Annotated in this window: 11 protein-coding genes; 3 read left to right on the top strand and 8 right to left on the bottom strand. The window is 64.3% G+C overall.

Annotated features, from left to right (window positions below; translation table 11 throughout):
- Nucleotides 1–20: 20 nt before the first annotated feature.
- The 4 genes from ACTXGA_RS00675 to ACTXGA_RS00660 are packed head-to-tail and all read right to left on the bottom strand — an operon-like array spanning nt 21 to nt 3,121.
- The gene (locus tag ACTXGA_RS00675; RefSeq protein ID WP_443391165.1) at nt 21–1,304 is read right to left on the bottom strand and encodes a TRAP transporter large permease; all 1,284 of its coding nucleotides are present in this window, start codon (nt 1,302–1,304) and stop codon (nt 21–23) included.
- Nucleotides 1,301–1,774 carry a TRAP transporter small permease gene (locus ACTXGA_RS00670; RefSeq protein ID WP_443391164.1) on the bottom strand — a complete coding sequence of 158 codons (474 nt, stop codon included), beginning with the start codon at nt 1,772–1,774 and terminating at the stop codon, nt 1,301–1,303. Before ACTXGA_RS00670 ends, ACTXGA_RS00675 begins: the two co-directional genes overlap by 4 nt.
- On the bottom strand, nt 1,767–2,126 hold the full coding sequence (locus ACTXGA_RS00665; protein ID WP_443391163.1) for a cupin domain-containing protein: 360 nt from the start codon (nt 2,124–2,126) through the stop codon (nt 1,767–1,769). The genes ACTXGA_RS00670 and ACTXGA_RS00665 overlap by 8 nt, the downstream gene beginning before the upstream one ends.
- A gap of 17 nt (nt 2,127–2,143) precedes the next feature.
- Entirely contained in the window at nt 2,144–3,121 is a 978-nt protein-coding gene (locus ACTXGA_RS00660) for a TRAP transporter substrate-binding protein (RefSeq protein WP_443391162.1), read from the bottom strand.
- 494 nt (nt 3,122–3,615) lie between these two features.
- Here ACTXGA_RS00660 and ACTXGA_RS00655 point away from each other — a divergent pair, with 494 nt between their 5' ends.
- Together ACTXGA_RS00655 and ACTXGA_RS00650 are read left to right on the top strand one after the other, a co-directional pair.
- The gene (locus ACTXGA_RS00655; protein WP_443391161.1) at nt 3,616–5,343 is read left to right on the top strand and encodes a hypothetical protein; all 1,728 of its coding nucleotides are present in this window, start codon (nt 3,616–3,618) and stop codon (nt 5,341–5,343) included.
- An 11-nt stretch (nt 5,344–5,354) separates the two neighbouring features.
- Complete coding sequence (locus ACTXGA_RS00650; RefSeq protein ID WP_443391160.1) at nt 5,355–6,491, top strand: SUMF1/EgtB/PvdO family nonheme iron enzyme; 1,137 nt, start codon at nt 5,355–5,357, stop codon at nt 6,489–6,491.
- Here the strand turns inward: ACTXGA_RS00650 and ACTXGA_RS00645 are convergent.
- A complete protein-coding gene (locus tag ACTXGA_RS00645; RefSeq protein WP_443391159.1) occupies nt 6,436–7,965 on the bottom strand; it encodes a hypothetical protein in 1,530 nt (509 codons plus the stop codon). The two genes, ACTXGA_RS00650 and ACTXGA_RS00645, sit on opposite strands and share 56 nt — an antisense overlap.
- Nucleotides 7,966–8,271: 306 nt before the next feature.
- Here ACTXGA_RS00645 and ACTXGA_RS00640 point away from each other — a divergent pair, with 306 nt between their 5' ends.
- Nucleotides 8,272–9,336, top strand: a complete 1,065-nt coding sequence (locus tag ACTXGA_RS00640) for a tetratricopeptide repeat protein (protein ID WP_443391158.1) — start codon at nt 8,272–8,274, stop codon at nt 9,334–9,336.
- Nucleotides 9,337–9,338: 2 nt separating this feature from the next.
- Here the strand turns inward: ACTXGA_RS00640 and ACTXGA_RS00635 are convergent, their stop codons facing one another.
- From ACTXGA_RS00635 to cobU, 3 genes are read right to left on the bottom strand one after another with little or no spacing between them, the layout of a single operon-like run.
- Nucleotides 9,339–10,085 (bottom strand): adenosylcobinamide-GDP ribazoletransferase, encoded by a 747-nt coding sequence (locus ACTXGA_RS00635; RefSeq protein WP_443391157.1) that lies wholly within the window; start codon nt 10,083–10,085, stop codon nt 9,339–9,341.
- Nucleotides 10,082–11,089 carry a nicotinate-nucleotide--dimethylbenzimidazole phosphoribosyltransferase gene (cobT, locus tag ACTXGA_RS00630; RefSeq protein WP_443391156.1) on the bottom strand — a complete coding sequence of 336 codons (1,008 nt, stop codon included), beginning with the start codon at nt 11,087–11,089 and terminating at the stop codon, nt 10,082–10,084. Before cobT ends, ACTXGA_RS00635 begins: the two co-directional genes overlap by 4 nt.
- Nucleotides 11,086–11,598, bottom strand: coding sequence for a bifunctional adenosylcobinamide kinase/adenosylcobinamide-phosphate guanylyltransferase (gene cobU / locus ACTXGA_RS00625; RefSeq protein WP_443391575.1), 513 nt, complete (start codon nt 11,596–11,598; stop codon nt 11,086–11,088). Before cobU ends, cobT begins: the two co-directional genes overlap by 4 nt.
- Nucleotides 11,599–11,602: the final 4 nt, after the last annotated feature.

The following is an 11,602-nucleotide window of genomic DNA, read 5'->3' as shown; positions in this document are numbered from 1 at the left end:
TTTCAAATTGGTCCCGAAGCTCAGGAAAGGAGCGCAGAGAGACCCGTCACGAGTTGCGGCACGAGGATCAGCAGGATCAGCACGCCAAGCATCACGGCAAGGAACGGCATCAATTGCCGAAGCGCGCGCGAGAGCGGAATTTCAGCGACACGGCAGGCCGCCATCAGATCGATCCCCAGCGGCGGTGTGTTGGCACCAATAGCGAGGTTCACAGTCAGCAGGATCCCGAAATAGACCGGGTCGATGCCGTATTTGCTGAGGATCGGCAGGAACACAGGAGCAAGGATCAGAATGATCGCGATGCTTTCCATGAAGGTTCCCAGCACGATCAGCACCAGCATCATCAACAGCAACGCCACGATCCGGCTTTCGGTCGCGCCGGAAATCGCATCGACGGCCATCTGAGGCACCTGCTCGGCGGCGAGGATCCAACCAAAGACCGACGCGGCGGCGATCACCAAGAGGATTGCGCCGGTGCCTTCGGCAGTTTCGCGTAACAGGCGCGCGATTCTGCCAAGGGTCAGACTGCGATAGACAAACAGGCCAATGAACAGCGCATAGGCAACACCGATGCCTGCCGCCTCTGTCGGGGTAAAGATTCCGGTGCGGATGCCACCTACGATGATGATGGGGGCCAGCAAGGCCAGGCCCGCATCCTTGGCAGCGGCGCGCAGGCGGGCGGGATCATAGGGCTCGCCCCCGCTCCAGCCGTTGCGGCGGGACTGGAACCACGCGACAAACATAAGCCCGAAACCCAGCAGGATGCCGGGCACAATGCCCCCCATGAACAATTGCCCGACCGAAGAATTGGTGGCGGTGCCATAGACGATCAGCACGATAGATGGCGGAATGACGGTGCCCAGCGATCCTGCACACCCCAAGGCCGCCGCGCTAAAGCCGGGATCATAACCCCGCTCGCGCATGGCGGGCATCATCATGGTTCCGATGGCGACAACGTCCGCCACGCCGGACCCGGAGAGGGATCCGAACAACATGCAGGCCACGATCATCACGATCGCCATTCCGCCGGTGCGCTGCCCGACAATGGCGGCGCAGAGCGCGATGATCCGCGGCGCAAGACCGCCATGGGCCATCAACAGCCCGGCCAGAAGGAACAGCGGGATGGCCAGCAGGGTAAAGCTGTCGATCCCGGCGACGGCGCGTTGGGCGACGACGATCATCAGGGCGGTATCGGCGATCAGCAGGTACAGGACCGACGACAGGCCAAGCGCGACTGCAATCGGCGCGTCGATCAGCACCAGAACCGCGAAAACGACCAAGAGAAGGACAAGAGCCAAGCTCATTTGCGCCACCCTCCCAGCATGAGAACGACCAGCGACAGCGCGCAGGTGACGGGCAGGGCGATGTGGAACAGGCCAACGGGCAGGTCCAGCGCCGTCGTGCTGTGCGACCATGTGATCTGTGCCAGACGCCAGCCGTTGATGCCCAGAACGGCAAGGAAGGCGGCGCTGGCGGCAGCGGCCAGCAGGGTGACGATGCGGCGGACCGCTGGCGCGGCAAAGATCAGGTCCGCAAGGCCGGCGCGGAAATGCGTACCGCGCCAGAAGCCGGAAATCGCACCGACAAAAGTCAGCCAGACAAGCAGGAGCCGCGGCAGTTCCTCGGCCCAGCGGGGCGTGTGGCTGAGCGCATAGCGCGAGAAGACCACGTAGACGACGATGACCGCAAAGGTCAGCAACATCGCGGCCCCGATCCAGCGCGCGCCCCTGTCGATCGCCGCGCCGATGCGCGCGGCGGCTCCTGTTTCAGTCATGGCCGAAACTCCCGTTCGGGCCGCGGCACAACATGCATTCGTCGCAATAGACGGCGACCACTTCCCATTCGTCGGAAAGCACCTCGACCTCATGGTCCAGCCCGGGCGGCAGCCGCAGGGCCGTTCCCGCGGTCATGTGGAATTCCTCACCACTGGCGCGCAGCACGGCCTCGCCCCGCAGTGTCAGCGTGACCTCGTCGCGCGGGTGGCTGTGCGGTTGCGACCGTGCGCCTTTCTTGCCCGTCGTGACGGTGAGTTTGAGAAAGCCTTCGCCGCGTTCAGCGGGCGAAAACAGCACCTTCTGGCTAAAGTCGTAAAGTTGCACCGGCTCGACCGATGCAACTTGCTTCACTTCCGGACGCTTTGCCGTCATTGCTGATACGCGTTCAGGATGGACATCAGCTCTTCGCCAAAGACCTCTGCCTGCGTTTCCCAGACCGGGGCAACCGCCGCGACAAAGGCCGCCTTGTCGACCTCGTTGAACGACATGCCTTTGCCTTCCAGCACCGCGACCAGCTCGGACTCCGCGTCAGCGGCCATGATGCGCTGCTTTTCGGCCCATTCCTGCGCCAGATCCTGCACGATCACCTGATCCTCGTCAGAGATCTTGCCCCAAGTCGCGGCGGAAACCGCAAGGCTGGCCGCGCCAAAGATATGTTCGCTTTTCGAGACGTATTTCTGCACTTCGAAGAACGAGGCGGCGTCGATGATCGACAGCGGGTTTTCCTGTGCGTCGAACAGACCTTGCTGCAGGGCCGAGTACAGCTCACCAAAGGCCAGCGGCGCGGGTTCGGCGCCCAGACCTTCGAACGCGGCAAGGCGCACCTTGTCCGGGGTCACGCGGATCTTCAGACCGGCCAGATCGGCGGGTTTCTCGATCGGGCGGCTGTTGTTGGTGATGTTGCGGAATCCGGTTTCCCACCACGACAGAACAACGATTCCCTTCGCTTCCAGCAGGTCTTCCAGCGCGTCGCCCAGATCGGCGTCCAGCGCGGTAAAGGCCTGCTCACGCGAGGTCCAGGCATAGGGCATTTCGATGATGCCCAGCTTGGGCTCGATGTTCTGGAACGAACCGCTGCCGATGATCCCGGCCTGAACCGATCCGAACTGCAGCCCTTCGATCACGTCCTTTTCCGAGCCCAGCTGGCCCGAGGGGAAGACGTTGACGGTGACGCGGCCTTCGGTCGCTTCTGCGACATCGGAGGCAAAGCCTGTCGCGGCGATGTGCCAGCTGTGGCCTTCGGGCAGGACGTGGCCAAGGCGGATTTCCACCTCTGCCCATGCGGCGGCGCCAAGGGTGGCCGCAAAGATCGTGGCAAGACCGGTGGTTCTGAGGATCGGGGACATAGCGCGTTTCTCCAGGCTGATGCGATTGCCGCACAAAAGCCCGGACAGTGGAGCAGCGCAAATAGCCGGAGGCTATGGTTAGCAGAGGCGGCGTTTAACCGTTTGAAATCCCGTGCATTTGCCGCCGTGTGAGGCCGACAAAAACGTGATCTTTTTGGGGGCGTCGGTCAGGCCCCTCTCGCATCGTCCTTCACCACGACGCGCATGCGGCGCAAGTTGACAGGCGGCGGTGGCCCCTTGGCGACAATCCGGGCGTCTCGCCGGGATTTGAAGCGCCCCGCAGGAGTTGCTGTGACCTCTCTGCACTGACGTTAGCCAAGCTGGCACAGAGGGGTTGCCATCACGTCTGTCGGGTTGTCAATTGTCTCATTAGCAACCGCTGTCTGCCGCGTGTGGCGGAATACCTGACCTTGCGGACTTTCGATATATGACTTTTCCTTTGGGGGCGGGGGACCGCTTTCCCGGGACAACGCGAGAGGACAATCGTGCGACCCATGACCAATTTCAGGACGTTATCCGCCGCTGCATTGCTGGCTGTTTCAACTCAAACCACACCCGTTCTGGCCGAAGCCGGTGGTAAACCGGATGCCGTCACGCTTGCCTTGCAGATGGAGCAGTACAACGAGGTCCGGCGCAAGAGCATCCTTGAGGTGCAGCCGTTCCGTTATACCCAATCCGCCCAAAGCGCCGATGGCACCGCGTTCGAGCTGATCTCTTTGAATCCGGGCGTGAATTCCTGGTACCTGCTGACCGTCAGTTCCGAAGGGTTCTGGGGCTCGACGCGCCAGTTCCACCTTGAACTTGCCGATCCCGAAAACACCACGCTCAGCCTGTCGTCGGGGCCGGAGCCGGAACTGGTGGTGCAGGGAGAGGCGGGGGAGTACCGCTGCGCGCCGTGGTCCGGGCGCAGTCCCGAACTGGACGAAGCGCAGTATCGCGGGCTGCCCTATGCGCCGCTCTGCGAAGAGCGAGTATTCTTGCGCAACCAGGTCAAGGGCAACTCGACCAACCGCGAGGCGGTAGCCGAATTCCTGCGCGACCACGTGGTTTTCGGGGAAAGCATCGTCGGTCTGATCAAGGGCACCTTCTACGAAGACGCCTTCATGAATTCCGGCCCGGTGATCGAGGGCGCGGATGCCGGTGAAACGGTCAAGGCCCTTGGCCGCGCGCAATTGTCAGGCGCGCCGGTTTTCCAGACCTACTTCAACTTCGACCTCGAAGGGGCTGAAGGCGGACGCGTGGAGGCGGGCAGCTGGTACGCCGTGCGCGACGTGCCCGGCGTCTACGCCAGCGCGATGCAGCCCGGCATGATCTCGAACGACATCCTTGGCCGCCCGGGAGAAACCCACGGGCTGGACGGGGTCGAACGCCGTGCCGATGTCTATCTCGTGGCCTTCGATCTGGAGCAGTTCGACCTTGGGTTCGAACCCGGCACCGATCACCCGCGCCTTGACTGGTCGCAGCGCCCGGCGGCGGCCGGGGGCATCAACTACCGCATTCCGGGGCCGGACGGCTTTGACAATTCCAATCCGCTGGTTCGAACCGGAATGCTGAGTCCGTCCAAGACGGAACGCGTGGCGGCGACCTTTGCATCCGGGTTCAAGCGCAGCCACGGGGCGTTTCGCGCGACCAACATGGCGTCGACCAACGGCGGCCACCACTACGGGTTCGTTTCCGAAGGCGTCGTCTTTTCCAAGCTGCTGCCGGATCTGTCGACGATCTTTGTCCTGGATGACGGGTCAATTCACATGCGCACCTGGACAGAAGCCGACGCCAAGCTGCTGCCGCGCATCCGATATGCCCGCCAGAACGGTGTGCCGCTGATCGAAAACGGTGTGCCGGGCGCGCAGGTGCGCAGCTGGCTGGGCGGAAACTGGTCCGGTTCGGCAGACGCAGACCTACGCACATTGCGCGGCGGGGCCTGCTTCAAGCGGGCGGCGGATCGCAATTTCCTGATCTACGCCTATTTCTCTTCCGTCACGCCCTCTGGCATGGCGCGCACCTTTCAGTCCTATGGCTGCGACTACGCAATGCTGTTGGACATGAACTCCCAAGAGCACACCTACATGGCGGTCTACACGCAGGAAAACGGCGATGTGATCCCGCATCACATTGTACGTGGCATGGCCGATATCGACAGCAAGCGCCGCGACGGCACGCCGATCCCGCGTTTCGTCGGCTTTCCGGACAATCGTGATTTCATCTACCTGCTGAGAAAGTGAGAGGTCATTTGATGAGACGACTTTTGATGCGTGGCGCAGCCCTGGCGGCGGTGCTTGCCGCCGGGATGACGGCGACCGGGGCCGTGGCCCAGACGATGAAACAGAACAACGAGGCGATGTTCCGCCAGATGCAGGATGCGCGCGGCGTCACGGATGCCGAACTGCAGCGCATCCGCGGGATCTTTGCCGCCGCGCCTTGGATGGGGCAGGGCAACCCGGCGATCACCCAGCACCCTCTGACACCGCAACAGGCGCAGGCGCGACTGCCTGCACCGGCGCTGGAATTCTACCGCAACGCGCAGTTCGAAAAGATCTGCGGCGAGAAATACATGGCACCCCTCTATGATCCGGCGACCCAAAAGCCGGAGGATGCCAAGGTCTGCGCCGACATATTCGAATACCCGAACGTGCCGCTGGCCTATCCGGTGACATGGGTGCGCGCGAATGAGGCGGCAGAACTGTGCTGGGCCGAGGACAAGCGCATCGGCGACGCGCATGAGTGGGAAGGGGCCTCTCACGGGGCGCTGACGCCGCCGGACTACTTCTTTGGCATGAGCGTGCAGGCTGCACGCGCCGCGCATAACGCCAAGTACCAGTCAAGCGCGCGCTACAGCATCGGCCCGACTTGGAAAGCCGGCGTCTGCGCCACCGGCAGCTTCAAGAACGGCAGCTGCAACGGCGGCAGTTTCAATGGTTGCGGGTCGAACACCTATCCGGTCGGCAGCTTTCCGAACTGCAAAAGCCCCTTGGGGGTCTATGACCTCGACGGCAATGCGGCAGAGCACATGAACCTGCCGCTGGCGGCGGACCAGATGGCAAGCCGTGGCAGCAAGAAGCTGGGCGTGACAGAGATGAAGGGCAGCTGGTTCATCTGGGACAAGGTGCGTGCCCATACCCACTGGAGCCGTTGGCGCGCCCCGTATTGGCATGGCTCGCGGGTGTTGGCCAAGAACAGCCACCACAACTATCACCTCGGCAGCCCCGAACCCCCCCCCCGCCAGGACTCGCCGTTTTGGCGCGCGCCTGAGGCCGAAACCGGGGCCGGCGGCCCGGGGGGGGGCCTTTTCCACGACGTGGAGAAGTGGCGAATGATCAGCGCGCGCTGGCCAGTTGCAGTTGCGCGGCGCGGATCGGACCTTCATCGCTGATCAGTTCCGCATAGGTCGGATCCGCAAAAAGATCGGCAAGCCGGACCGGACGACCGTTCAGATAGGCGGTCTGGCTGATCAGGCGGACGCCGTGGCTGTAATCGGCGTAGTTCTTGCCATGCACGGTGCTCAACGGCTGGATCGCCTTGCCGTTGGTACGGTGCCAGCCGTAGATCGCCACGCGGCCCCGGTTGCTGTTCAGACGGTTGGTCAGCACAAGGTCCTTCTTGTGGCCGGAGGCCAGTTGACCCTGTACCGAAGCGCCGCGGATCTGGCCCTCGACGGTCTTGTTGTGGCGTACCAGGTAATCGGTCGACGACATCTGCGGACCGGGTGTCATCGGCTTGGGCGCGACGCGGACATCGGCGGCACGATAGATCTGGTCGACCATCTGCCGGGTGGGCAGCAGCATGTCAAAGCTTGCTGCAATTTGCGAGGCGGCGGGCATCCCCATGGGAACGCGGATAAAATCACGATCGCTGCCAACGGCAAGATAGTCGGGCATGACGCAGAAGACGATGCTGGTCCGCGATCCGTCGCGGGCGCGTCCATTGACTTCGACCGGGACAAGATCCCGCAGGAAGGACGGCGTGTTGCCGGCCAGAACCTCGCGCACAACGGCGCTGTCGCGTGTCGTCCCGCCTGAGCCCATGAGGCCCGCCATGACCGCCTTGCCGCCTTTTGCGCTGCCCTTGCGCTTGGGGATGGCGCGGGTCAGGCGGGTGTTGCAGGTCGCGCCGCTGACCGGACGGTCGATCCCGCGGGGCAGGGCGGCGAGGGTGGTGAATTCGGTTGCATCAGCCTGACGCGGCTCGCTGGGCGCTTTGGCCACCAAAAGTCCCTCCGGACGAACCTGCGGGCGCAGCGAAACCGCAAGCTGATTGATCTCGTTCAGGTCCGCCTGCTGGGCGATATCGGCCAGTTCGGGGCGGGCACGCGGACGGATCGGCGTGGATGTCAGCGCCTCTTCCGGTGTCAGAGACGCCAGTTTGACCTGCGGGTCCGGCTGCGGTGAGACCACGCGCGGCAGGGAGGCGGTCAGCGCCTCCGGCAGCGGGGTTGCGGGCGCTTTGTCGAACCGGGGGACGCTGTCAGCGCCAGGCGACATCAGCGCCACGGGCGCGATGCGCGGCTGATCCGGTGCGGTGGCCATGTTGCCGCCCGAAGGCAGCATGTGCGGCGGATACCATGTCTGTGCACGGGGCAGACGGCGGACCACGTTACCGACGATCACGCGATGCCGGGGCTGCGCCGGGGCCAGCCGTGCCATCGTGACCTGTGGCGCGGCAGCGTTTGCCGGGGCCTGCGGTTGAGGAGCCATGACAAGAACGCCAACGGCTGCCGCGGCATTCAGCGCGGCAAAGCCCAGCGCCACGGACAAAATCCGCGGATTGCGGGTCATGCGGTCAAGTGTGGAGATCCAGCCCTTGCGATCCGCGGGGATGTTGCTCTCGGAGTGATGTGCCTGCGTCATGCCCTGCCTCCTATTCGCGAAGGTTTAATGGAACAATGACGTAAAGCGCGCACCCACGCTGCATGCGCGAGAAGCTGCCGGCCCGAGCCGCAAGCCGTCTGTGGCTGCGTGGCCGCACAAGGGGTCATGCACCAGATCTTCAGTCGATAGGGTTTGATCTCATCCGATTGGAATGAAAAGGTAAGTCCTGATTTAAGTCAATTTGCCAAGGCAATCATTGGCGGTTTTTCGCGTAGACTGGCCCTTGGGCAACATCCTGAGCAGCCATAGGCGAAAAAACGTCGAAAAGTTGAAGGGAACGCGCGAATGTACCGTTCTAAAGGAAATCTTCTGAAATTGATTCTGGTTGGCGCGCTTGCGCCGTTGGCAGCGCAGGCCGAAGGGCAGTCCGATGCCGCCGCGCTCTGCCGTGAACTGGCAGGCCCCGCCACCGCCGAAGTTCCGGTCAGCAAGGACGCGGTCAGCACCTATTTCCGGGCGGTGCGCAGCGCGCGGGCGGCCTGTGAACGCGCGGTGATCGGGCCGGACCCGGATCCGGAAGCCCTGTTTCAGGTCGCGGTATTGATGCAGGCCGATGGCGATCACGCGCTGGCCTTCGAGGTCTTTGGCCTTGCCGCAGAGGCCGGGGTGGTCGCGGCGCGCACCAAGCTGGGGGATTATTACAACTTCGGCACCGGAGACGTGACCGAGGATCACAAGAAGGCCGTGGCCGAATATCGCGCGGCGGCGGATGCGGGCGATCTGCCCGCGATGGCCACTCTGGCGATGATGGCCGGTGTCGGGCGGGGCACGTCACGGAATTTCCGCCAGATGATCGACCTGTTGGAAAAGTCCGCCAACGAGGGCTACCATTTTTCCCAGTTGCGGCTGGCCGCGATCTATATGCAGCCCAACAACATCCCGCGCAGCCTTGCCAGCGAATTGGGCCTGCCGGACGTGGTGAAGGCGGCGGAGATGCTGGAACTGGCCTCTGCACAGGGCAATGAGGACGCGTCGCGGGCGCTGAAACAGCTGTATTCCGAAAACGGGCCGGTCAAGGATCCGGTGCAGCGCGCGGCGTTGATCCGTCGGTCTGCCCAGAGCGGCGACCCCGAGGCGATCAATGCACTTGGCTTTCTCTATGAGCGTGGCGAAGGCGTCGACTACGACCCCGTTCAGGCGGCCTCGCTATACGTGCAGGCCATCGAGAGCGGCAAGATTTCGGTCAACGAGATCCGGGGTCGGGTTGACGGTCGCGTTGTCGGTTGGGACAGGCCGACCGCTGTCGAATTCCAGCGCATTCTGCAGGATCGCGGCTTGTATGAGGGCGGTCTGGATGGTGTGGTCGGCGGTGGCACGCTGCGCGCCGCAAGCCGGTTGGTGCAGCAGTGAGCCTATAGTACCGCGGATAGCGCCAGCCATCCGGCGCATTCAGTGGTCAATTGCACCGCGCCAAGGACATCACCAGTCTGACCTCCCAGAAGTCGTTTTGCGCGCCAAGCCACGAAAAGCGCGGCCGTCATGATTGCCAGGATCGGGGTCAGGGCGGCCACGCCCAGTACTGCCCCCAGTACGAAAACAACAAGCAGTCCGGGCAGCCATGCCCTCCATGAAGCGCCTGCATTTGCCGCCGTCTTACCCAATCCATCCGGGCGGGCCGCAGGCAGGCTGTCCAGCACCACCAGCATGACCAACCGGCTGCTCACCGCGATCAGCAGAACACCCGCCCATGCCGAGACCGGCATTGTGGCAAAGGCCCCCGCCGACAATGCGGTCACAAAGATCAGCGCGATCACCCCGTAACTGCCGATCCGGCTGTCGCGCATGATCTCCAGCCGGTGCGCCCGGTCGCGCCCGCCCATGCCGTCGACAAAATCCGCCAGACCGTCCTGATGCAAACCGCCGGTGGCGGTGGCCATCGCCGCTAAGCCAGCCAGTGCTGCCACCAGTGGTGCCAGCCCTATACTCTGCGCAAGGGCAAATGCGGCCCAGCCCAGGAGCCCGACAGGCAGACCGCACAGCGGAAAGGCCCACCGCGCCTCTGCCAATGTCGGCACCGGAACGCGCAGCTGCCCCATGGGCAGGCGCGTCATCATCATCATTGCCAGCCGCATCTCGTTCATACGGCGGCGCAGGGTCATGCGCCCGACACGCCTGCTTCGGCAAAGGTCGCCATGCCGTTGTGACAGGCCAGCGCGCCCTTGATCAGCGGCAATGCCAGGGCCGCGCCAGAGCCTTCGCCAAGCGCCATGCCCATGTCCAGCAGCGGAGCCTTGTCCATCGCCTCAGCCAGGCGGCGGTGGCCCGGCTCCCGGCTTTGGTGGGCGATCAGGCAATGCGACAGCAGGTCCGGCAGGGCGGCATGCAGGGGGGTGACGGCGGCGGTGCAGATGAACCCGTCCAGCAGGACCGGGATCCGCGCCATGCGCGCTGCCAGCACGGCACCACACAGCGCCGCCTGCTCACGCCCGCCCAGGGCGGCCAGCCGCATCATGGGCGACAGCGCGCGGTGGCGGGCAACGGCGGTTTCGATCACCCGCGCCTTCAACGCGACGCCTTCGGGGTTGGATCCGGTGCCGGGGCCGACCCAGTCCTGCGCCGACCCGCCATAGGCCGCCAGCGCAAGCGCTGCCGCCACGGTGGAATTGCCGATCCCCATCTCACCCAACAACAGGATGTCGGCGTCCCGGTCGACGGCAGCCGCGCCGCGCTGCATCGCGTCTAGACACTCCGCCGCATCCATCGCCGCATCCTCTGTGATATCCCGGGTCGGACGGTCGAGGTCCAATGCAATCACGTCCAACTCGGCCCCCGCGGCCTTGCACAACTGGTTGATCGCGGCCCCGCCGGCGGTGAAATTCGCCACCATCTGGACGGTGACTTCCTGCGGAAAGGGGTTCACGCCCTGCGCACAGACACCGTGGTTGCCCGCAAAGACCAGCGCCTGCGCCTTGTCGATCTGCGGCCGCTCGGTGCCGCGCCAGCCTGCCATGAACTCCGCAAGCTCCTCCATCCGGCCAAGCGATCCCGGCGGCTTGGTCAGTTGTGCCTGACGGGCTCGTGCGGCCTGGGCGGCGGCCAAGTCAAAGGCGGGAAGGTCCAGAGAGATCACTGCGTCCAATGACGCGAGCGGCAAGGTGGTCATGCAGGTTTCACTTTCAGTGGATGGCCCGCGACGCAGAACCAGAGTTCGTCGCACGCGGTCGCGATCTGTTGGTTGGTCAGTCCCGCCGCGTCCCGAAAGGCGCGGGCAAGGGCATTCTCCGGTACGATGCCGGCGCCGACCTCATTGGTCACAAAAACCACCGGTGCCGTCTGGGCGGGCAGGGCCTTTGCTAGGCGTTCTACCGGCTCTTGCCAGTCCGCGCCGGACAGCATCAGGTTGGTCAGCCATAGCGTGAGGCAATCCACTAGACGGGGCGCACCGCGATCAGTGCGTTCCAGCGCGCCCAGCAAATCGGTCGGCGCGTGTATGGTCTGCCATTCCGGGCCGCGGCGGGCCTGATGCCGGGCGATCCGCGCTTCCATCTCGGCGTCATGCGCCTCGGCCGTGGCGATGTAGATCGCGGGCTGCCCCAGCTCGAGCGTCATGCGCTCGGCCAGTGTGCTTTTGCCAGAGCGCGCCCCGCCGGTGATGAGGATCGACTTTCCCATGCGG

Origin of the sequence: Antarctobacter jejuensis, assembly GCF_052266595.1 — a bacterium.
In the GTDB taxonomy this organism is placed as follows: Bacteria; Pseudomonadota; Alphaproteobacteria; order Rhodobacterales; family Rhodobacteraceae; genus Antarctobacter; species Antarctobacter jejuensis.
Note: the sequence above shows the minus strand (reverse complement) of the source record. Positions and strands in the feature narration are given on the sequence as shown.